The 22,604-nt window shown below is 49.7% G+C and carries 20 protein-coding genes; 8 read left to right on the forward strand and 12 right to left on the reverse strand.

Annotated features, from left to right (window positions below; all coding sequences use genetic code 11):
- Nucleotides 1-7: 7 nt before the first annotated feature.
- From CWI84_RS07050 to ampD, 11 genes are all read right to left on the reverse strand, one after another.
- Entirely contained in the window at nt 8-3,118 is a 3,111-nt protein-coding gene (locus CWI84_RS07050) for an efflux RND transporter permease subunit (protein ID WP_126841888.1), read from the reverse strand.
- Nucleotides 3,118-4,347: an efflux RND transporter periplasmic adaptor subunit gene (locus tag CWI84_RS07055; protein WP_126841889.1), complete on the reverse strand. Its 1,230-nt coding sequence runs from the start codon at nt 4,345-4,347 to the stop codon at nt 3,118-3,120. Before CWI84_RS07055 ends, CWI84_RS07050 begins: the two co-directional genes overlap by 1 nt.
- A 41-nt stretch (nt 4,348-4,388) precedes the next feature.
- On the reverse strand, nt 4,389-4,742 hold the full coding sequence (locus CWI84_RS07060; RefSeq protein ID WP_198674492.1) for a hypothetical protein: 354 nt from the start codon (nt 4,740-4,742) through the stop codon (nt 4,389-4,391).
- Nucleotides 4,743-4,752: 10 nt separating this feature from the next.
- Nucleotides 4,753-6,825 (reverse strand): M13 family metallopeptidase, encoded by a 2,073-nt coding sequence (locus CWI84_RS07065; protein ID WP_126841891.1) that lies wholly within the window; start codon nt 6,823-6,825, stop codon nt 4,753-4,755.
- 91 nt (nt 6,826-6,916) lie between these two features.
- Entirely contained in the window at nt 6,917-7,315 is a 399-nt protein-coding gene (locus CWI84_RS07070) for a hypothetical protein (protein WP_126841892.1), read from the reverse strand.
- Between the two features lie 145 nt (nt 7,316-7,460).
- Entirely contained in the window at nt 7,461-8,888 is a 1,428-nt protein-coding gene (gene lpdA, locus CWI84_RS07075; RefSeq protein ID WP_126841893.1) for a dihydrolipoyl dehydrogenase, read from the reverse strand.
- A 115-nt stretch (nt 8,889-9,003) separates the two neighbouring features.
- Nucleotides 9,004-10,752 carry a dihydrolipoyllysine-residue acetyltransferase gene (gene aceF, locus CWI84_RS07080; RefSeq protein ID WP_126841894.1) on the reverse strand — a complete coding sequence of 583 codons (1,749 nt, stop codon included), beginning with the start codon at nt 10,750-10,752 and terminating at the stop codon, nt 9,004-9,006.
- Nucleotides 10,753-10,764: 12 nt separating this feature from the next.
- Nucleotides 10,765-13,437, reverse strand: a complete 2,673-nt coding sequence (gene aceE / locus CWI84_RS07085) for a pyruvate dehydrogenase (acetyl-transferring), homodimeric type (RefSeq protein ID WP_126841895.1) — start codon at nt 13,435-13,437, stop codon at nt 10,765-10,767.
- 25 nt (nt 13,438-13,462) lie between these two features.
- On the reverse strand, nt 13,463-14,209 hold the full coding sequence (gene pdhR / locus CWI84_RS07090) for a pyruvate dehydrogenase complex transcriptional repressor PdhR (RefSeq protein ID WP_126841896.1): 747 nt from the start codon (nt 14,207-14,209) through the stop codon (nt 13,463-13,465).
- A gap of 120 nt (nt 14,210-14,329) precedes the next feature.
- Entirely contained in the window at nt 14,330-15,163 is an 834-nt protein-coding gene (gene ampE / locus CWI84_RS07095) for a regulatory signaling modulator protein AmpE (protein WP_126841897.1), read from the reverse strand.
- Between the two features lie 13 nt (nt 15,164-15,176).
- Nucleotides 15,177-15,725 carry a 1,6-anhydro-N-acetylmuramyl-L-alanine amidase AmpD gene (gene ampD / locus CWI84_RS07100; RefSeq protein ID WP_126841898.1) on the reverse strand — a complete coding sequence of 183 codons (549 nt, stop codon included), beginning with the start codon at nt 15,723-15,725 and terminating at the stop codon, nt 15,177-15,179.
- A 65-nt stretch (nt 15,726-15,790) separates the two neighbouring features.
- Here ampD and nadC point away from each other — a divergent pair, with 65 nt between their 5' ends.
- From nadC to yacG, 8 genes are all read left to right on the forward strand, one after another.
- Nucleotides 15,791-16,636, forward strand: coding sequence for a carboxylating nicotinate-nucleotide diphosphorylase (gene nadC / locus CWI84_RS07105; RefSeq protein ID WP_126841899.1), 846 nt, complete (start codon nt 15,791-15,793; stop codon nt 16,634-16,636).
- Nucleotides 16,637-16,731: 95 nt separating this feature from the next.
- On the forward strand, nt 16,732-17,193 hold the full coding sequence (locus CWI84_RS11845) for a pilin (protein WP_126841900.1): 462 nt from the start codon (nt 16,732-16,734) through the stop codon (nt 17,191-17,193).
- Complete coding sequence (locus tag CWI84_RS07115; protein WP_126841901.1) at nt 17,190-18,566, forward strand: GspE/PulE family protein; 1,377 nt, start codon at nt 17,190-17,192, stop codon at nt 18,564-18,566. The genes CWI84_RS11845 and CWI84_RS07115 overlap by 4 nt, the downstream gene beginning before the upstream one ends.
- Entirely contained in the window at nt 18,559-19,737 is a 1,179-nt protein-coding gene (locus tag CWI84_RS07120) for a type II secretion system F family protein (protein WP_126841902.1), read from the forward strand. Before CWI84_RS07115 ends, CWI84_RS07120 begins: the two co-directional genes overlap by 8 nt.
- A gap of 10 nt (nt 19,738-19,747) precedes the next feature.
- On the forward strand, nt 19,748-20,608 hold the full coding sequence (locus CWI84_RS07125) for a prepilin peptidase (protein ID WP_126841903.1): 861 nt from the start codon (nt 19,748-19,750) through the stop codon (nt 20,606-20,608).
- 1 nt (nt 20,609) lies between these two features.
- Nucleotides 20,610-21,218 carry a dephospho-CoA kinase gene (gene coaE / locus CWI84_RS07130; RefSeq protein WP_126841904.1) on the forward strand — a complete coding sequence of 203 codons (609 nt, stop codon included), beginning with the start codon at nt 20,610-20,612 and terminating at the stop codon, nt 21,216-21,218.
- Nucleotides 21,215-21,991 carry a cell division protein ZapD gene (locus CWI84_RS07135; protein ID WP_126841905.1) on the forward strand — a complete coding sequence of 259 codons (777 nt, stop codon included), beginning with the start codon at nt 21,215-21,217 and terminating at the stop codon, nt 21,989-21,991. Before coaE ends, CWI84_RS07135 begins: the two co-directional genes overlap by 4 nt.
- A gap of 16 nt (nt 21,992-22,007) precedes the next feature.
- Nucleotides 22,008-22,193 carry a DNA gyrase inhibitor YacG gene (yacG, locus tag CWI84_RS07140; protein WP_126841906.1) on the forward strand — a complete coding sequence of 62 codons (186 nt, stop codon included), beginning with the start codon at nt 22,008-22,010 and terminating at the stop codon, nt 22,191-22,193.
- Here yacG and mutT read toward each other — a convergent pair.
- The gene (mutT, locus tag CWI84_RS07145) at nt 22,187-22,594 is read right to left on the reverse strand and encodes an 8-oxo-dGTP diphosphatase MutT (RefSeq protein ID WP_126841907.1); all 408 of its coding nucleotides are present in this window, start codon (nt 22,592-22,594) and stop codon (nt 22,187-22,189) included. The genes yacG and mutT overlap by 7 nt on opposite strands.
- Nucleotides 22,595-22,604: the final 10 nt, after the last annotated feature.

Below are 22,604 nucleotides of genomic sequence, written 5' to 3' on the forward strand. Positions count from 1 at the left end.
CACCCTGTTAACGACGGCTTTTATGCCAAAGATAAAAGACCGCAGGTATTAAAAACATCGAAATCATTGGCGCAAGTAACATTCCCCCCAGCATCGGGGCAGCTATACGCTGCATGACTTCATTGCCAACACCACCGCCAAGCATAATGGGCAATAACCCGATCACAATGGTGAGTACCGTCATTGCCTTTGGTCGTACCCGTAACACCGCGCCAGACTCAATGGCTTGTAGTAATTGTTCTGACTGTTGGTTATGGCTTTGCCATGCCTTGTTTAGATACAACAACATCACTACACCAAATTCAGCCGCTACGCCCGCGAGCGCTATCATGCCGATAATCACCGCTAGCGATAACTTATACTGCAATAGGTAAATTAGCCACAAACTCCCAGACACCGCTAGCGGCAAGGTTAACAGCACTAACAAAGCCTGCGCCATGGAACGGAAGGTCATATACAGTAGCAACAATACTAATAGTAAAGTTAACGGGATAATTTCCGTAAGCTGTTGTTTGGTCTGCTGCAAACTACGGTATTGGCCAGTCCAACTCCAACTATAGCCTTGTGGCAACTGAATATTCTCAACCGTGGGCGTGACCGCGTCGATATATTCACTGACGGTCACTCCATCTTGAGGCTCAATATAGATCCAATTACTTAACCGGGCATTTTCGCTTTTCATCACCGCTGGACCATTCGTTAGCGTCACGGAGGCGACATCTCCCAGCGTCAACCAACGACCCGAAGCACTTACAATGCTCAGATTTTCAATAGCGTCGAGATAGTCCCTTTGTCCCCGCGGATAACGGATATTAATGGGAAACCGCTCATTTCCCTGAATCGAGATCGCAACGTTTTCGCCACCAATAGCATAGCGAATATAATCTTGTACCTGCTGCTGCGTCAGTCCGTATCGCGCGGCGTCCACAACTCGAGGCGTTATCTCAATGTAACGTCCAGCCGCCGGTCGTTCAGCAATCACCTCAGCACTGACTTCGGCATTATTCAGCGCTTCTTCGATAGTGGTACTGAGGTTTTGTAGCTGGTTAAAATCACTACCACTGACTTTAATTGCAAGCGGTGTTTTAACGCCCGTCGCGAGCATGTCGATACGCGTCTTTATTGGCATTACCCAGGCATTACTAATTCCTGGAACAGTCACCATGCTGTCTAATTCGGCAATCACATCATCAAGTGTTTTTCCCTCTGGCCAACGCGCTTTTGGTGCTAACGAGATCGTTGTTTCAATCATGGTCATGGGCGATGGATCCGTTGCTGTATCCGCTCGACCGATCTTGCCAAAAACTCGCTCTACTTGCGGGTGCTTACTAATAATTGCATCGACTTGCTGCAATAGTTCACCCGCTTCATCAACGCTGATCCCCGGCAATGTTGTTGGCATATACATTAGGTCGCCCTCATCAAGCGTGGGCATTAACTCATATTGCGTTTGTTGCCATGGGATCCACGCAGAAGCAGCAATGGCTAACGCGGCGACAATTGTCAGCTTTGGCCACCGCAACACCCAACGCAGTAGCGGTCGATACAGCCAAATTAACCCGCGGGTTAACAGGTTCTTGTCTTCACGTACGATGTTTCCGCGAATAAAATAACCACACAACACTGGAATGAGCGTGATCGAGAGTAGCGCTGCTGCGGCCATTGCCAACGTTTTGGTTAACGCCAGCGGTTCAAACAGTCTGCCTTGTTGCCCTTGCAACGCGAAAACGGGTAAAAAGCTTACCGTAATCACGATTAGCGAAAAGAATAACGAGGGTCCCACTTCAAGCGTTGCTTGAGCCGTTATTTGCCAACGGTTTTTACCGCGAGCCGGCTCACCGTTGGCTTGCTGAAAGTCTAACAAGTGTTTGTGGACGTTTTCGATGATCACAATGGCGGCATCGACCAAAGCCCCTATCGCAATCGCGATTCCCCCGAGACTCATGATATTTGCAGAGACGCCAAACAAATTCATGATACCAACAGCAAATAGCACAGAGAGAGGCAGACTAATCACAGCCACAAGAGCGGAGCGGAAGTGCCAAAGAAAAACCGTACACACCAACGCTACCAAAATGACTTCTTCTATAACCTTTTCGGTGAGATTATTAACCGAAGCTTTTATAAGGTTAGAACGATCATAGGTTGGCACTATTTCGACACCCGAAGGTAGTCCTTGCTTAAGCTGTTGCAGTTTTTCCTTCACCGCATTAATGGTGTCCAAGGCATTTGCACCGTAACGCATCACAATAATGCCACCCACCACTTCACCCGCACCATTTAAGTCAGCGACACCACGCCTTACCTGCGGACCGATACGAACCGTTGCCACGTCTTTCAGCTGGAGTATGCCGTTTTGCGCCGAGCGTTTGGGTAACGGAAGCTGTTCGAGATCATCTATCGATTGCAGATACCCTGTTCCTCGAACCATATATTCCGCTTCCGCCATCTGCACCACCGAGCCTCCAACTTCGGCATTTGCGGTTTGAATAGCTTGTTTAACGTCAATAAGCGTTAACCCAAACTCGCGCAATTTTTGCGGTTCTACAACCACTTGGTAGGTTTCAACCATGCCGCCCACTCTGGCGACCTCGGAAACTCCCTCTACAGTCTGTAGCTCTTGCTGCAAAAACCAATTTTGCAGTCGCGTTAGCTCACCTAAATCGTGATTACCGGTGCGGTCAACCAATGCGTACTGGTAAATCCAACCAACACCTGTCGCATCGGGTCCAAGACTAGGCTGCACAGACTCCGGCAGTTGCTGTTGCGCTTGCTGCAAGTATTCGAGCACTCGGCTACGTGCCCAGTAAGGATCGGTACCCTCTTCGAATATCACGTAGATATATGAGTCGCCGAAGAACGAATATCCTCTAACCGACTGAGTCTGCGGTACCGACAGCATTACGCTTGATAATGGATAAGTTACCTGCTGTTCGACTACACTCGGTGCTTGACCTGGATAGCTTGTTTTAACGATGACTTGAACGTCCGAGAGGTCAGGAATCGCATCGAGCTTCGTTTGCTGAAGGGCTTGGACTGATAAAACGGTTAAAAGTCCCACCACTACCAACACGACCGTTTTATTTTGCAGTGACGTATTAATCAGCCAACGGATCATTAGTTGCTCTCCATTGCCGCTGGAAGAGTAAACCCACGAAGTGTCGCTTCTGAGTCAATTAAGAATTGACCATTAGTAACAACGCGTTCACCCTGCGTCAGCCCAGAGTCAACAATAAATCGATCACCGTATCTATCCCCGAGAATGACCGCCCTTACCGTGAATTTCCCGTTCGCATCTTGAACCACCACTCGGTCAATGTTGGCTTCCCGTATTACACTGCTCACCGGTATCACCAGCACATTCTTTTGCTCCGGCAGTGCCACTCTCGCAGTCAGCCAGTCTCCCACTTTAAGCGTCTCAGGGAGCCGCTTCAGTACGGCTCGTGCCACTAACGTTTGGGTTCGTTGATCAAGTTGTGGATAGAGATAACTAATTGACGTTTTGCCAACTAGCCGCTCACCATAAGAGCCGGAGTAAAGCGTTACGGATTGACCAACCTTTACTTGGCTCGCGTGCTGAGTAGGAATATCCAACAAGACCCAAGGCCGCTCATAACCGCTGAGCGTCAGAACCCGCGTGCTCGGTTTAACATACATTCCCTCACGGACGTTTAAGTCAGTCAGATAACCAGCTTGGGGCGCAAAATAATCTATCTGATACTCGGATGTTCCACGCTGTTGAAGCTTAGAAATTTGTTCGTCGGTCATCCCTAATAAGCGTAACCGTTGTTTACCACGCATTTTCATCATTCGCTGTTCTTCAGCGCCCTGGATACTCTGGAGATTCTGCAAAAGTTGGAGATAATCGTCTTGGGCAACGACCACGTCGGGGGCATAAATTCGGTATAGCTTATCGCCCTTATTCACCCAGTCCCCAGGGTTTTTGGTATAAAGCTTCTCAATCCATCCAGACGCGCGTGGATGAACACTCACCACTTCGCTCATATTCCAATTAACCTGAGCAGAGAGTGACAGAAACGGCTTCAAATCCATTCTTATAACCGTTGCAGTAGCAATATTTATCGCCTGTTGCTGCTCTTCGCTTAGTGAAAATGAGCGTTTCGCTGCTGGCTTGTTTACCGGTGACTGTTTAACGACCAAAGCCATTCCACAAATTGGACAGGTTCCTGGTTCATCACGAATGATGTGATGGTGCATAGGGCACATATACACTTTGCCCTGAGCCGCCTGTTGCGGATGAAAGGTAATTTGGATCGCTGTAAAGCCTGCCGAATAGGCAGGAGTAGCCAGTGCAAAGGTTAGCACGGCAAGAAACACTGCTCGCATGATAAACGCCTCAATAATGACAACTTAAAAATAAAACGTGATTAAGCGGTCAAACTTTTGGGCGGTCGAATAAGGACTTCCGAGAAGGTAATTGGATTGGCTTCGTTAACAAAAACCCGTTCGGTCGAAGCTGCAATACATGCCACCTTAGGATAGTGAAACAACGCCACCTGTGCTGAGCACTTTCCCTGACAATGTTGGCATTGCTCAGCTTTAGCATTTTCTTGGTTACAGTTTTGCTGTTCCTGCGAACCAAGTTGCTCCTGCATTTCACAGCAAGGCTTATGCTGCGCTTGGGTTACACCACTGTCAGCAGCCATAGAAGAAAACGCTGGTGGAGAAAAACTCCCCACCAGCATCATAATTAACGCCATTACAAATAATGAAATTCGCATGGCGTGCAGTTTACCAGATGTAGACGCGTTGGTCTTCTGGTACGTACATGTCGTCACCTGGTTTCACGTTAAACGCTTCGTAAAACGCCGGTACGTTAGTTACTGTGCCGTTTACGCGGAACTCTGCTGGAGAGTGTGGGTCGCTCATGACTTGCTCGCGAATTGCGTCTTCGCGGTATTTAGAGCGCCAAACTTGTGCCCAGCCAATGAAGACACGTTGGTCACCGGTAAAGCCATCCATGACTGGTGCTTCTTTACCGTCTAGCGACATTTTGTAGGCTTCATAGGCGATTGTTAGGCCTGCCAAGTCACCGATGTTCTCACCTAGAGTCAGCTTACCGTTGATGTTTAGTCCTTCAATCGGCTCATAGCTGCTGTATTGCTCTGCCAGTTCATTTGCACGCTTTTCAAAAGCGTTGCGATCTTCTTCTGTCCACCAGCTCTTCAGATTACCATCACCATCGTATTTCGAGCCTTGGTCATCAAAACCGTGTCCCATTTCGTGGCCGATAACGGCGCCGATACCACCGTAGTTAACTGCTGGTTCCGCATTCATATCAAAGAATGGCGGTTGCAAGATACCCGCTGGGAATACGATTTCGTTACGCACTGGGCTGTAGTAAGCGTTGATAGTTTGTGGTGTCATGCCCCACTCTTCTTCATCAACTGGCCCACCAATTTTGCCGATTTCTTCTTGGTAGTTGAACTCGGCGTAGGCTTTGTAGTTACCTACCAAGTCGTCTTTAGAAATGCTTAAGTCGCTGTAATCACGCCATTTGTTCGGGTAACCGATTTTTGGCGTGAATTTTTCCAGTTTCTCTAAGGCTTCCTGTTGCGTCTCTTCGCTCATCCAATCCAAGTTTTTGATCGATGCCGCATAAGCTTTACGCAAGTTCTCCACCAATGCTTCCATTTTCTGTTTAGCTTCTGGTGGGAAGTATTGCTTCACGTAGACTTGGCCAAGCACTTCGCCCAACACTGAGTTGGTCGCATTCACGCCACGCTTCCAACGCGGTTCTTGTTTTGGAACGCCACGCAAGGTTTTGCCATAGAATTCGAAACGGCGTTGACCAAAATCTTCGCTCAGCACGCTCGCGTATTCGTTGATCACACGGAAGGTCATATAGTCTTTCCATGCTTGCAAGTCGACGTCTTTATACAGTTTGCCTAGGTCTTCAAAGAATGAAGGCTGGCTAATAACCATTTCGTTAACGTTCGATAATGCGGCGGCTTCTTGCCATGCACCGAAATCAAAATCACCTAGCATTTCGGCAACTTCTGCAGCCGTTCTGCGGTTGTAGGTCTTTTCCGCATCACGACTTTCGACGCGTGACCATTGAATTTCTGCTAATTGCTTTTCAATGTCCATGACATTTTTTGCTGCCGCTTCAGGGTCTTCGTAACCCACTTTAGCCAGCATGTCTTGTACATACTTCACATACTCTTGACGGAACTTTTGGAACTTCTCGTCATCACTCAAATAGTAGTCACGATCGGGCATACCAAGGCCAGACTGTGAGGCGTACATGGTGTTAACTTCTGGGTTTTTCGCATCTGGGTAAACGTAAAAACCAAACGGGATGGTTACGCCAATACGGTATAGGTTTGCCATTTCAGCCGCCATACCCTCGTAGCTATCCACTTGTTGGATATCTGACAAGTCGCCTTTGATCGGGTCGTAACCTTTCTTATTTATGGTTTCTACATCCATGTACGCGTTATAAAAGTCGCCGACTTTCTGCTCGTTAGTGCCCATTTCAGGCGAACCGTTGGCGGACTTTTCAATGATGTCGCGCAGGCGCTTTTGGTTTTGTTGATACAAGTCATAGAATGCGCCAATGCTTGAGCGGTCCGCTGGAATTTCAGTGTTCTTCATCCACGTACCGTTAACGTACTGATAGAAGTCGTCCTGAGGGCGAACGCTGTGGTCGAAGTTTTCTAAAATAACCCCCGACTCTAGTGCTTGCTGTTGTTCAGCTTGTGCGGTTTTTGTGTTGTTTTGCTCGGCATTGTTCTGCGGTGAACAGGCGCCAAGTGCTAGCGCCATAGAGACACCCAGCGCAACTGCTGTGAGTTTTTTCATAACTAATACCTTGTTGTTCAAGTTTGTAGGTTTGACCCAATATATTATTTTTGTTGTAGCCGCAGGGCAAAAACAAGTTTGTAAACATTAGTTACAAACGGTTCACCACCGGAGGCATACGCAGTAATAGCCAAGCAAACAGCAACGCGAACAACGCGTAAACTGCACAGGTGATCAGCAATGCTAACGATGGCACGCCGTTCCATAACGCTCCGATGAGTGCCAGCGCCCCCACCATGGCATGGAAAAAGTTTCCGACGCATAGTGGGCGACCATAAATACCACCAATCAATTGCCCCTTGGCCAACCAGTTTCCATACCCCATGCCCACATAAACTGCCGCCAATACGGAGGTTAATTCCCGTGGGTAAGCGTCACGGTGAAATGCTGCCGCCACTTGCTCGGGCACAAAGAGCAATATTGCTCCTGCTGCCACCATCAGTACGGCACTTAACCCCATAATAAACCGCCCCGATCGTGTGGCCGCCATGACGACTCCCTGTGTTGCTCTTTACGAATATAGAAAATCAAGATTTACCATACGGTATAGCCGCATAAACCGCAATTATCGGACAAAAAAAACTGCCGCATCGGCGACCGATGCGGCAGTTTTGTCGATGAAATGGCGAGAAAGCTTACTTTTTCTTCTTCGCTTTCGGATTTGGCATATCGGTGATTGAACCTTCATGGATTTCTGCCGCCAAACCAACTGACTCATGCAAGGTTGGGTGCGCATGTACCGTCAAGGCGATATCTTCCGCATCGCAGCCCATTTCGATGGCCAGGCAAACTTCGCCCAGTAATTCACCGGCATTGGTTCCGACCATGGCACCGCCAATAATGCGATTGTTCTTGTCGAAAATCAGCTTGGTCATGCCTTGTTGCGCATTTGACGCAATTGCCCGACCCGAAGCAGACCACGGGAAGGTCACGGCATCATATTCAATGCCTTGCTCTTTCGCTTCTTTCTCGGTCACACCTGCCCAAGCCATTTCTGGGTCGGTGTACATGATTGAAGGAATCGTCTTCGGCTCGAAGAAGTGTTTCTTACCCGCAATAACTTCTGCTGCAACATGTGCTTCGTGAACCGCTTTGTGTGCCAACATCGGCTGACCCACTAAATCCCCAATAGCGAAGATGTGGTTCACGTTGGTGCGCATTTGGCTATCGACTTTGATGAAGCCACGTTCATCAACATTGACACCAGCCTTATCAGCATCTAGTTTGCCGCCGTTCGGGGTACGACCCACAGCCACCAACACTGCATCATATTTGACCGGCTTCTCAGGCGCATCTTTACCCTCAAAGGTCACATGGATAGCATCTTTCTTGGCTTCCACTTTTGCCGCTTTGGTGTTCAACATAACATTGTCGAATTTACCTTTGATTTGCTTCATAAAGTTTTTGATGATGTCTTTATCCGCTGGTGGAACCAGCTGATCGGTCATTTCGACAACATCTACTTTCGAACCTAGGGCACTGTATACCGTACCCATTTCTAGGCCGATAATACCGCCACCTAAAAGCAGCATACGTTTTGGAATTTCTTTCAACTCTAGTGCGTCAGTTGAATCCCAAATGCGCTCATCGTCGTGTGGTACAAACGGCAACTTCACCGGTTGTGAACCAGCGGCAATAATCGCATGTTCAAATTCGATCGTGGTTTCACCGTCATCACCTTCAACTTTCAGGGTGTTAGCGCCAGTGAATTTACCATAGCCGTTGACTACATTAACTTTGCGCATCTTCGACATTTGTCCAAGACCGCCTGTCAGTTGGCCAACCACTTTTTCTTTGTGCTTACGGATTTTGTCGAGGTCGATTTTAGGTTCGCCGAAGTCGATACCTTCGTCGCCTAGCACTTTCGCATCTTCAATATGCTTGGCCAAGTGCAACAACGCTTTCGACGGGATACACCCAACGTTCAAACAAACACCGCCAAGGGTGCTGTAACGTTCTACCAATACCGTATCCAAGCCCAAGTCAGCAGCACGGAATGCCGCCGAATAACCACCAGGACCTGCACCTAAGACTACGACTTGCGCTTTAATCGTCTTGCTCATGATCACCTCTGTTTCAGTCTCTGCTGTGCGAGCTCACAGCAGGATGTATCCAATGCGTAAAACGGCTTGTAACAATTGCGCGCTATTGTAGCGCGAAATTGTCGCTAAGTCCTGTTTACAGAATCAATTTCCGAATGTCGCCCATTACACTGCTCAAGTAACTGGTAAAGCGGGCGGCTAAGGCACCGTCAATAACTCGGTGGTCGTATGACAGTGATAACGGCAACATTAACTTCGGTTCAAAGTCTTTGCCGTTCCACTTCGGTTTCATTTCACTCTTCGATACGCCGAGAATGGCAACATCTGGGGCGTTGACAATCGGCGTAAACGCGATACCACCAATACCACCTAAGCTTGAAATTGAGAAACAGCCACCTTGCATGTCGGCCGCTTTTAACTTGCCGTCACGCGCTTTGCCACTGATCTCAACCAACTCTTCTGACAGTTCGTAGATGCCTTTCTTGTCGACATCACGAATAACCGGAACCACCAAGCCATTCCGGGTATCCACGGCTATACCGATATGAATGTATTTTTTCATAATCAGTGATTCGCCGCTTTCACTAAGCGAAGAATTGAAAACCGGGAATTCCTGCAGCGCTTTCGCACATGCCTTCATAATGAACACCAACGGGGTGATCTTGAAGCCTAGTTCTTTCTTCTTCGCCACTTCGTTTTCGGCTTTCCGGAACGCTTCTAGCTCAGTGATATCCGCCTCGTCAAACTGTGTGACGTGCGGAATGGTGACCCAGTTACGATGCAGGTTAGGTCCAGAAATTTTCTGAATTCGCGTGAGTGGTACTTCTTCCACTTCACCAAACTTACTGAAGTCGACAGCAGGACGGTCAATAACCTGCAAACCGCCGCCTCCGGTTTGACCGGCAGCGCCGGCAACCGCTTTTGGCCGTGACAGTTCATACTTCACATATTCCTGCACGTCTTCTTTGAGAATGCGGTTCTTCGGACCAGAACCTTTCACTTGCGACAGGTCGACGCCAAATTCACGAGCAACACGACGTACCGCCGGCGACGCGTGAATAAGCCCTTGTTTGCGGTCGTTGCGCTGGCTTGGATGGTCAGGCACTGGCGGTTCACGTTCGCTAGTGGGTCGTGAATCGCGCTTCGGATGTTCATCGTCACTGTCATCTTGCTGGCTAGCTTCACTTTGACTCGCTTCGCTAGATGGCGTGCTATCGTCGTCGGCCGCGTCGCCTTCACCTTCGCTGCTGACCACTTTAAGTTTCGCGATGACCGAGCCTTCGCTAACTTTGTCACCGGTGCTGACCAGCATTTCGACAATCTCACCGTCTTCGGGGCAAGGTACATCCATGGTCGCTTTATCAGTTTCTAGGGTGATCAGGCCATCTTCTTTGGCAACGCTGTCGCCCTTGCTAACTAATACTTCGATGATTTCCACGTCACTGGCGTCACCAATGTCAGGCACCGAGACTTCGATCACTTTTTCGCTACCACCAGACGCAGATTTACTTTGCGATTGCTGCGGTTTATCGTCTTCTTCCGCTTTTGCCTTGTCTTCCTGCTCGGCTGAGCCGTCTTTTTCTTCCGTCTCTTCAGATGAATTGTCTTCTGCGTCGTCCTTATCAGCGGCACTGTCCGCGGAATCATCCGCTGCTTTCACCATCGCTAATAAATCGCCTTCGCTGATGCTGTCGCCGACTTTTACTTTGATGCTATCGATAGTGCCAGCAAACGGCGCTGGAATATCCATCGAGGCTTTGTCACTCTCGACGGTGATCAGCGAGTCTTCTGCTTCTATGCTGTCACCTTCGCTGACCAACACCTCGATTATTTCGACCGATTCGCCACCGACGTCGGGGACTTTGACTTCTTTTAAATCTGCCATGTCAGGGTCTCCTTACGCGTGCAATGGGTTGATCTTGTCAACGTCGATGCCAAACGATTTAATCGCTTTGGCGACCACTTTCTTATCGATATCACCGGCCTTAGCTAATTCACTTAACGCAGCGACGACAATGTAATTGGCGTCCACCTCGAAGTGTTTACGCAAGTTCTCGCGGCTATCTGAGCGACCGAAGCCATCAGTACCCAACACTCGATATGAGGTTGGAACCCACGCTCGAACTTGGTCAGCGTAAAGTTTCTGGTAATCGGTTGCGGCAACCGCAGGACCTTTTGCCTTGCTCATTAACTCGGTGATGTACGCCGTTTTCTCTTTCTTCTCTGGGTGCAACATGTTCCAGCGTTCGACTTCCAGACCATCACGGGCCAGTTCGTTGAACGAGGTTACGCTGTATACGGTCGAATTGATGTCGTACTCTTCAGCAAGAATCTTCGCCGCTTCACGCACTTGCAACAAGATTGTTCCGCTACCCATTAACTGCACATCGGCTTTGGCTTTGTTCTTCGCCTTCACCTTGTCCAATGAGTACATTCCTTTCAGAATGCCTTCTTCACAGCCTTCAGGTAGTTCTGGTTGCTGATAGTTTTCGTTCATCACCGTCAAGTAATAGAACACGTTCTCTTGATCGCCGTACATGCGCTTCAAGCCGTCTTGTACAATGACCGCAATTTCGTAACCGTAGGTTGGGTCATAAGTAATACAGTTAGGCACAGTACCGAACAAAATATGGCTGTGGCCATCTTGGTGTTGCAGGCCTTCGCCATTTAGCGTTGTCCGCCCTGCAGTACCACCAATCAAGAAGCCTTTGGTCTGGCTATCACCGGCGGCCCAGACTAAATCACCAACCCGTTGGAAACCGAACATCGAATAATAGATGTAGAAAGGAATCATTGGTTCGTTGTTGAGTGAGTAGCTGGTACCCGCTGCCACGAACGATGCCATCGCACCCAATTCGTTGATGCCTTCTTGAATCACTTGGCCTTTTTTATCTTCGCGATAGTAAGCCACTTGGTCCGCATCTTGTGGGGTATATTTTTGTCCGTGGTGAGCGTAAATACCGACCTGTCGGAACAAGCCCTCCATCCCAAATGTACGCGCCTCATCCGGAATAATCGGCACAATCCGCTTACCGATTTGTTTATCCTTCAGCAATGCGGTTAAGATTCGAACAAACGCCATGGTGCTAGAAATTTCGCGGTCGCCTGAGCCTTTTAGTACCGCATCGAACGCTTTCAATGCGGGTAGCTCGAGCTCAACGTCGGCTTTCGCTCGGCGCACCGGCATATAGCCGCCTAACTTCTCGCGACGCTCGTTAAGATAGTTTAACTCGTCACTGTCTTTATCGAACTGGTAATACGGCAAATCTTCCAGCTCTTCATCTTTAAACGGAATGTTAAAACGGTCACGGAAGTGTTTAATGGCTTCCATATCCATTTTCTTCACCTGGTGAGCGACGTTTTTGCCCTCACCTGCGGCGCCCATGCCGTAACCTTTAACGGTTTTCGCTAGGATAACCTGTGGCCGGCCTTCGGTATTGACTGCTTTGTGGTAAGCCGCATACATTTTCACCGGGTCGTGACCACCACGGTTTAAACGCCAGATATCTTCGTCTGACAGGTTTGCCACCATTTCTTTGGTTTCTGGGTATTTGGCAAAGAAATGCTCGCGGGTGTATTTACCACCTTTGGCTTTAAAGTTTTGATAGTCACCGTCTACGGTTTCTTCCATCAACTGCGCCAACTTCCCTTCGGTGTCACGGTAAAGCAATGGATCCCAGTAGCGGCCCCAAATCACCTTAATCACTTCCCAGCCCGCGCCGCGGAAGGTGCCTTCGAGCTCTTGGATGATCTTGCCGTTACCGCGAACCGGACCATCCAAGCGTTGCAAGTTACAGTTGATAACAAAGGTTAAGTTATCTAATCCTTCACGTGCCGCAAGGTTGATCGCTCCCAAGCTTTCTGGCTCATCGGTTTCACCGTCGCCCATAAAGCAGTACACGCGCTGATTTGAGCAGTCTTTAATGCCACGGTCAGTCATGTATTTCAGGAAGCGCGCAAGGTAGATTGCTTGAATCGGGCCAAGACCCATAGACACCGTTGGGAATTGCCAGAAATCCGGCATCAATTTCGGGTGCGGATATGATGACAAGCCGTCACCTTGGGTTTCTTGGCGGAAGTTGTCTAACTGCTCTTGGCTCAAGCGTCCTTCGATAAAGGCACGCGCATAAATACCTGGCGATGCGTGGCCTTGAATAAAGAGGTAATCGCCGCCGTCTTTTTCGGTTGGTGCTTTGAAGAAGTGGTTAAAACCCACGTCGTACAGCATTGCCGATGAGGCGAAGCTAGAGATATGGCCGCCAAGCTCTAAGCCTTTCTTCGAAGCCCGCAACACCATCACTAATGCGTTCCAGCGAATCGCTGAACGAATCCGTGCTTCCATGCTCTGGTCGCCCGGCATGGTCGGTTCTTTACTGGCTGGGATGGTGTTTAAATAGGCGGTGGTTGGCTTATACGGTAAATAAGCCCCGTTGCGGCGCGCTGTATCAATCAGTTGTTCTAACAGATAATGGGCACGGTCTGGGCCTTCGGCCTCAAGTACCGCTTCGAGGGCATCTAGCCACTCTTGCGTTTCTTGTTGATCGATATCGTGCGTTGCTTGATCACTCATATCTATTCCTTTATTTCAGCTCAATTCAGGAACGTCGCAGTGAGCGTTGAATGCGAGATTGCTCTTGGCTCAATTGCAATAGTGCCTGTTCAATATAGGCTAAATGTTGGTGGCAGGCTTCGCGCGCCTGCTCCGGTTCACCGTCGACGATAGCTTTCACTATACGTTGGCGATGGGCATTTAGTTGTGTCAGGATGCCGTCATGACCCGCCAGCATCGCTAAATTTTGGTAAATATTTTCTGCCAGTAACTCTTGCATACCGCGCACCACGTGCAACAAGATCACATTATGTGACGCTTCGGCGATGCGAATGTAAAAGTCGACCAGCGCTTGCGCCTGCTTGTTGGCGTCGTATTGCTGGCTGGCAATAATGTTTTCTACACTTTCATGAATTCTAACGATATCCGCTTCTGTTCCGCGTAAAGCCGCATAAAACGAAGAGATACCCTCAAGGGCATGGCGAAACTCCAGCAAGTCAAATTGCGATTCTGGATGTTGCGCCAGTAATTCGAACAGTGGGTCAGAAAGCGTTGGCGAGAAGCCCTCAGTAACGTAGGTTCCGCCACCTTGTTTACGCTGAACTAGCCCTTTCGCCTCCAATTTCTGGATGGCTTCACGCAAAGATGGCCGCGACACATCAAACTGTGCCGCCAAATCGCGCTCTGAGGGTAACCGCTGTCCAGCTTGCAAACGGCCATCAACAATCATCGCCTCGAGTTGCTCGACGATAACATCTGACAGCTTGGTTTGCTTTACCCTTTCGTAGGCCATCCACCCTCTCGGTAAATTGGTCTTACCAAATGAAGTGGTTATTGTAGATCAGTTTACCCAACGCCCCCAAATTTTTTCTGGGTGGTACGATCAGTTCAGACAGTAAAGAAAACCTTGCGACTAGTGGCCAAACAGCGTCAAGATAGCGACCAGACACACCAATAACAGTAAATTACGCTTCAACAATTCAATCGCATGGGTTAGCCGCCCCGAGTGATTATCATCATCTTCATGCGGGTCCATCGCTGCTTCTGCAGTTTGCAACAATATCTCATGTCCACCGAGTTGCGGCTGAGTGATTAATCGCGTCCAAACACCCAGCGCTTGGCTGAAGTGTCCGACTAATAAGAGCCCAGCGGCCGTTGCTCGCGCTGGCACCCAATCTAACACCCACAACACGCGGCTCCAATTGAGTTGGAATTGGCTAGGATAGCGTGTGGCTAAAATCGCGGTTTCTCTGACGGTCGCGTATGACACTACACCGACGATGCCGAACAGCAAGTAGAAGATCACGACGGCGGCATAATGTTGATAATGCTGCCAAATCAACACGCTACGCATTCCCTCAATAGGAACTGCATCGAGCTGTTGCTGTGCCTGTTGCGCGTATTGGTCGCATAAATCCTGTTCGCCGCGATTTGCCGCTTGCAGGTACTGACGGTACAGCGCGCGCTGCGGTTGACAGTTTATCGCCATAAATAACAGCACGATACTGAGCACGAACTCCACCAATCCATGGTTTGCCAGTGCAATAATGACTAACACGGCAAGCGCCGGTAACAGCATCCACAGCGCTTCTTGCCAAGGCTCTGGCGATTGCTCGGCATGTCGACGACGCCACATCGCTTCACCCCGCAGCAACCAAATTCGTTGGTAGTGCTGCCAATGCCAACGCGGGCCTGCCCGATACAGGCGCTCTATAGCAAGGGCGAATAAAATGACCAATAATTGCATAGCGTCTATTCCTTTATAATGCCGCTAAATAATGCGACCAGTTAAATGCCGGGCCGGGGTCGGTTTTCCGCCCTGGAGCAATATGCTGGTGCCCAACAATGCGGCGCCGTGTCAGTTGCGGGTAGTGCGCCAGCAGCGCTTTACTCACCGCAATTAAGCTTTGGTATTGCTGTTCAGTATATGGTGTGTCGTCGGTCCCTTCCAACTCAATTCCAATCGCATAATCATTACACCGTTTGCGCCCGCAGTAACGCGACTTGCCAGCATGCCAGGCGCGTTGATTGAAGGGCACATATTGCACCACCCGGCCATCACGGTGAATCACTAGGTGTGCCGACACTCGCAACCCCGCCAGTGCTTCAAACCCAGACTCCGGACCGGTGTCTAGCTGCCCCATAAACAACTCGTCAATATGCGGTAAGGCAAACTCACCGGCCGGTAAACTGATGCTATGAATCACCAACAAGCTAATGTCATCGGTATTGGGCCGTTGATCAAAATGTGGCGACGGGCGTTGCTCAACGCCAGTTAAACAATGATTTTCGATACAATAACTTTTCACTTCAGCGACAAACAGGTAAAGTTTGCCACCTAGTATCGGTACAGAAGCATTAAAGGTAAAGCCCTATGAATCAACAGGCCATCGTTCAGGCTGTCACTATAGCGCTAGAAGAAGACTTAGACGGTCTGGTAGCAGAGCATGATCTGACGGCGCAACTGATTCCCGCAGAGCGCCATAGCCGGGCTACCATTATCACTCGAGACAACGCTGTGATCTGCGGTCGCGCATGGGTTGAAGAAGTATTTCGACAATTGGGCGGCGAAGTAACGGTTAACTGGCTAGTACAAGATGGCGAGCAGGTTTCCGCCAACCAAGTACTGTGCGAACTAAGCGGCCCAGCCCGAATCATCCTCACGGGCGAACGTACGGCGCTAAACTTTTTACAAACGCTGTCTGGTACAGCGACACAAACCGCACAATATGTGAGCTATTTGCAAGGTACTAAAACGCAATTGCTCGACACCCGTAAAACCTTGCCTGGTATGCGTTTGGCACAAAAGTATGCGGTTCGCTGTGGTGGCGGAACCAATCACCGCATCGGCCTTTACGATGCCTTTTTGATCAAAGAAAACCACATCCACGCCTGCGGCGGTATCGCCGAAGCCGTTGCCACCGCCCGCAACAATAAACCGGGCGTGGTGGTAGAAGTGGAAGTCGAGTCGTTAGACGAATTTCGCCAAGCACTCGCTGCGCAAGCCGATATTATCATGCTGGATAACTTTAGCTTGGCTGATATCGAAACGGCGGTGGCGGAAAACCGGCTTCAGGGCGCTACCGCGAAATTAGAAGTTTCCGGTAATATCACTGCCGAAGCGCTTAGCCAACTTGCCGCAACGGGCGTTGACTTTATCTCTTCTGGAGCACTGACCAAACACGTTACCGCAGTAGATTTGTCATTGCGGATTCAATAGCCAAGGGCTAAACGCTTACAGTGGCTTCCACTTTACGCAGGTAGTAATCTGTTCAACAGTTTCGGGCTCACTTTATTGGTTAAGGAGCCCGAACCATGTACCGGAAAAGCCAAGCGTTCAGTTTACTCGAGTTGATGGTCGTCATGGCCATTATGGGTATTTTGAGCGCCATCGCGGTACCCGCGTATCAGCACTACACCGCACGTGCCAGATCCTTGAATGCGGAACAGTTAGTGAAACCTTGGCAATTGGGTATTGGCGTTTGTCTACAATTGTATGGGCAAGCCACTCAGTGCGGTCAACCGGGCCAGCATGACGTTCCAGCGCTTCCGACGTTGTTTGCCGAGCCCTTAACCACACTCACGATCGATCCCAACGATGCCAGCATTACTGCGCAATTTAGTCTACTCGGCAGCGACCAGCAAGCACTCACTATTCGCTGGCGACCACAGCTCAACGCGGCAGGGTTACAATGGCAAAAACACTGTTCTGATTATAGTGCTGGACAATCGGTAGTCAGTAACTGCCAAGGACCCCTTGACGGTAGCTCTCAGTGAGTGCTTGCTTACTCGAGAAATGGGATGCAAGAGCACTTCCGCCACAACCCTTTAGCCATAATTTTTTGCAGCAAACGCCCTGTGTGGTGCTCCAAGACTATCCCGAGCTCATCGTGGTTGCCGCTGCTGCTGAAATGTTGCCACGTTTACGCCAAACACTGCGCTTTGCCGGCTACCAACAGCTACTGATGGTCTGTAGCGATAGTCATGCCGTAGAGCAATATTTGGAAATGTTAAGCCAGCCAAAAGCGATCTCACCCGGCGCAAGCGAAGCCGCTGACGACCCGCTACTGCAACTGCTGCAGCAAACTGAGCTTCAACAACTTTCCGATATACATATTGAACCGCAGCAGTTTGGTACCAATATTCGGCAGCGACTACAAGGTAAGTTGCAGCGCGTGACGCAACTGTCATTACAACAGGGTCACAAGTTAATCACCCGTATTAAGGTTGCCGCTGAACTGGACATCGGTGAACAGCGGCGCCCACAAGATGGCCGTTTACAACACACCGTCGGCCAGCAGAGTTGGCAGTTTCGAGTGAGCAGCTTAGCCAGCCTATGGGGAGAGAAACTGGTTCTCCGGAAGCTTGCCAACGCCAGCGAACTCCCGCAATTAGCCGCGTTAGGCCTAACTGAACCGCAGTATCAATTATGGGTTAAGCAGTTACAGCGCGCCCAAGGGTTAATTTTGGTAACCGGCCCTACTGGCAGTGGCAAAACCACGTCACTGTATGCTGCGTTGCAATCTCTTAGCCACGAGCAGCTAAACATTTGTAGCGTCGAGGACCCAGTAGAAATGGCACTTGCTGGCGTTCAGCAAGTCACGGTCAATGACGCCATTGGGTTACGTTTCGCGACCATTTTACGGGCATTATTACGGCAAGATCCGGATGTTATTCTGGTTGGCGAAATCCGTGACGCTGAAACCGCGTGTATTGCTGTACAAGCGGCGCAAACCGGTCATTTGGTACTGGCATCTGTGCACACGCAGAGCGCTATCGATACTCTCCAACGGTTGCAACAACTCGGTATTGCCGAAGCCGACCTAGCCGCAAGCCTGCAGTTAATTATCAGTCAGCGGCTGGTGCGCGTGCTTTGCCAACACTGCCGGCAACAACGTGAGGATGGCTTTTGGCAAGCTATTGGTTGTTCGCGCTGTCGTTACGGCTACCGTCAGCGCAAGGCATTCTTTGAAGTGGTACCGACGCATTCAGCGCACGGGGCGGCCAGCAAGTTGAGTAGCGATGCCGACATTCAGCAATGGCTCGCTCCATGGGGGCTCGCGCCGTTATCCAACAGCCTATTAATGGCTGCTCGCAACGGCGAAATTTCCGTAGACGACTTGCAGCGCTGGCGAGGTATTGATGACTGAGCAGCGTTGGTGTTACCAATATCAACAGCAATCCGGCATCGTTCATGCGGCAACAGCGTTTAAAGCACGGCAGAAGTTAGTTAGCGCCAACCTCGCTAACGCTAAATTAACTCGCTATCGACGCTGGCGCCATGGTGAACTCTGTAGCCAGAAACAATGGACGGCGGTATTGGCAGGCCTGCAGCAACTGCTTGCTGGCGGCGTGCGAATAGCGCAAGCGCTCCAACTTCTTACACATCGCTGCGCGCAACGGCCAAGTTGGCTATTAATGGATTTACAACGGCAACTAGAGCAAGGCGAGAGCCTAGCCTCAGCACTACGCTTTTATACCGACATTGTTTCCAGTTTTAGCCAACAACTACTCGCTGTTGCTGAGCAAAGTGGGCAGCTAACCCTGATGTTACAGCGCTTAGTGGAGCTTGCAGAAGCCGCAGATAAAAGAACCCTACAGCGACGCCAAGCATTACTCTACCCGAAAATTCTACTCGCCGTCAGTGCCTTGGTATTCGCCATTATGTTGCAGTGGATTACACCGCAATTCCAGCAACTGTTTAGCTTAAATGGCAACCACGATCCAGCCGCTTTACCTGGCCTGACGAGATGGATTTTTCGACTCTCCGAGTACTTTGTTTCCCATAACGGTACAATAGTGGCCGCTTTATCGGCGATTGCAGGAATATTACGGCTGGTGTGGCACTATCACAGTCAGAGCTTGTGGTGGCTAGTAAAGCCACTACTGCGACGCTGGTTGGTAAATGACCAGCGCTATTGGCGTTATTACCTGTTGGCGGTGCTGCTAAAAACTGGAATACCTGCCTTGAAGGCTGTAGCGATGGTCGGCGCTATTAGTCAGGAAAAAGCCGAGCGTGCTATGATGGATCGCGCTCACCAACACCTCAGTGAGGGCAGCTCTTGGGCTGAGGCTTTTAGCGAGAGTCAACTGGGTAGCCATTGGGATTGCCAACTATTGCAGTTGGCCGAGCATTCTGGAACTATCGACCGAGCAATGCAGCAGCTGGCTGACGATTACCTACAGCGGCAACAACAGCAATTAGCAACCTTACAAAAGCTCGCTGAACCCATGCTGTTACTGGTTGTTGGTGCGTTGATTGGCGGCTTTTTATTGGCAATGTACATTCCGTTATTACAACTTGGAATGGCGTTTTATTGAGGCAGGGAAAATGGCTGAGTGGTTAATTCAGGGATCCATCATCGGTACCATTTTGGCGACCATTATTGGTGCTGTAATTGGCAGTTTTGGCAACGTTGTTATTGTGCGTTTGCCGCAACAGCTACAACGACAATGGCGGCGCGATTGTAAGCTGCTACTGGAACAGCCATTAGCAGAACCCGAGCAACAAGCATTTAATATTGCCGTTCCTCGTTCTCACTGTCCCAACTGCCAAACAACGCTCAGTTGGTACGATAATATTCCACTAGTCAGCCAGTTATTGCTCGGTAGTCGCTGTCGCCACTGTAAAGCGCCGATTGCCGCCCGTTACGCCATTATCGAAGCGCTGAGCGCTGCATTGTTCGGTGCGCTTGCTTGGTATCAAGGGGTTAACCTCGACAGCATATGCTTCGCCATTGTTGGCTTTGGCTTGCTGCTGTTATTCATGATCGATGCCGAGCACCAACTGCTTCCCGACGTATTAACCCTAGGGCTATTGTGGTTAGTACTGTGGTGGTCGGCAATTGGTGGCCCGATCGCTCCCGAACAAGCCATCATTGGTGCCGTTGCTGGCTATTTGTCGTTATGGTCGGTGTATTGGTTATTTAAAGCGCTAACAGGCAAAGACGGCTTAGGCTTTGGCGATTTCAAATTGCTGGCGCTGATCACCGCGATGACCGGTATTACGCTTTTGCCCGTGACCATTATTCTTAGCTCAGTGGTCGGGGCATTGTTTGGCGGCCTACTACTGATTAAGAACGGACGTTCGCAACCCATTCCTTTTGGACCTTTCTTAATTGTAGCGGGAATTATCAGCTACTTTTACGGTCAACCTATGCTAACGGCCTATTGGCAATGGTTATTGAGTTAAGATGGTGATTATTGGTTTAACAGGTGGCATTGGCAGTGGCAAATCTGCGGCCAGTGCCGCATTTGCGGAATGTGGCATTGATATTGTTGATGCCGATGTCGTCGCGCGCCAAGTGGTTCAACCTGGGTCGGAGGCGTTAGCAAAAATTTCCGCGCATTTCGGCGCCTCGATTATTCGCGCTAACGGCAGCCTAGATCGCGCCGCGTTACGGGAAAAAATATTTGCCAACCATGATGCGAAAGCGTGGCTAAATAACCTATTGCACCCGTTAATTCGGGCACAGATCATTCAGCAATTACAAGCAGCCAAAAGTCCTTATGTAGTGCTTGTCGCGCCACTACTATTCGAAAATGGATTGGATGCGCTATGCCAAGCAACGGTATTAATCGACGTGCCAGAAGCACTGCAAATTAGCCGCACGCAAAAGCGTGACGGGGTGAGTTCCGAGCAAGTTCGTGCGATAATGGCATCGCAATGGTCGCGCCAGGAAAAACAGGCAGCAGCAACTTATATTATTGATAATTCAGGCACTGTTGCCGACTTAAAACGGCATGTTGAAAGCCTTCACCGGCAATTATTCGAGCTAGCAACCACGAAAACATCGCAATGAGCAGCCAAGCATCACTATTTGAACAGCCAATTCTGTATGAATTTCCGTTGCAGGAAAAAGTGCGTAACTACCTGCGTTTAGAACAGCTCAGTGCGCGCTTAAAGCAATGTTGTGATGTTCAAGGCGGCGATAGTTTTCACTATTTTACCGTGCTGTTTAATTTGCTTGAGTTGGTCGAGCGCAGCGACTGCCGTAACGACTTAATCAAAGACTTAGAGCGACGCCTAGCGGCTGCTGAGCAATGGCAGTCACATCCTGGTGTCGATAAAGTTGCTTTGGCGGCCACGGTTAAAGATATACAGCAGCTATTACAAGCGTTACAAGACAGTGTCAAAGCCACGCTCGCGCTGAAATCTGACAAATTCCTGGCAAGCCTACGCCAACGTTTTAGCATGCCGGGAATCACTGCCTACTTTGATCTGCCGCAGTTGAACTATTGGTGTGCGCAGCCGCATACAGTGAAAGTAAAGCAACGGCAGCAATGGGCACAAGCCTTTGAGCCATTACAACAAGCGGTTATGATGGCGTTGAAATTCTTGCGGGAAAATGCTGAGTTGGCGCCCTTAACCGCTGTTAATGGTCTCATTCAAGGTAGCGGCGAGGGGTTGATCTTGCTGCGTATAGAGGTGCCTGCCACCGTTTCGGCTTATCCGGTAGTGAGTGGCCACAAACAACGCTATACCATTCGCTTTATCAATGCTGACAGCAACGCCAATAGCTCATCCTACCCACATACGGTTGAGTGCCGCGTTGCCACTTGCCAAGACAAATAGTGTAAGGACATCATCCATGAGTTTAACCGTTAAATGCCCAGAATGCGGCAAGCCTGTTAAATGGCAAGCCGAATCATCTTTTCGACCATTCTGTAGCGAACGTTGCCGGATGATCGATCTCGGTGAATGGGCCAACGAAGAGAAAGCCATTCCCGGCGAACAGGTCATTTTGCCGGACGCCGAGAACGATGAAGGTTATTGATAGTTTTGCGCGGTCATTAAAATACGTTCAATGATCGCTCTGTTGGCATCGGGAAACTGAAAGGCATCGAGTTGGTGTTTTTCTACCCAACGCCACTCTTGCCCTTCAAGCTGCTTTGCTTCGCCCGTGAAGCGCTGTACCCACCAAACGTCTAAACGTACCCGTTTATCGTCATACTGATGTTCAATCACGGTCAATGGCGCGCAATCTTGCACGGTGATGTTGCATTCTTCTTGCAATTCTCGGCACAGGGCTTGATGCACAGACTCTCCTGGCTCTACTTTACCGCCGGGAAACTCCCATTTGCCACCTTGATGTTGTTGCTGATGACGACGACTGATAAAAATACGACCGTGGGCGTCTTCGATAACCCCCACGGCAACATGAATCGTCTTAGACATGATTATCTCG

Source organism: Idiomarina tyrosinivorans (assembly GCF_003987475.1).
Taxonomy (GTDB): Bacteria; Pseudomonadota; Gammaproteobacteria; order Enterobacterales; family Alteromonadaceae; genus Idiomarina; species Idiomarina tyrosinivorans.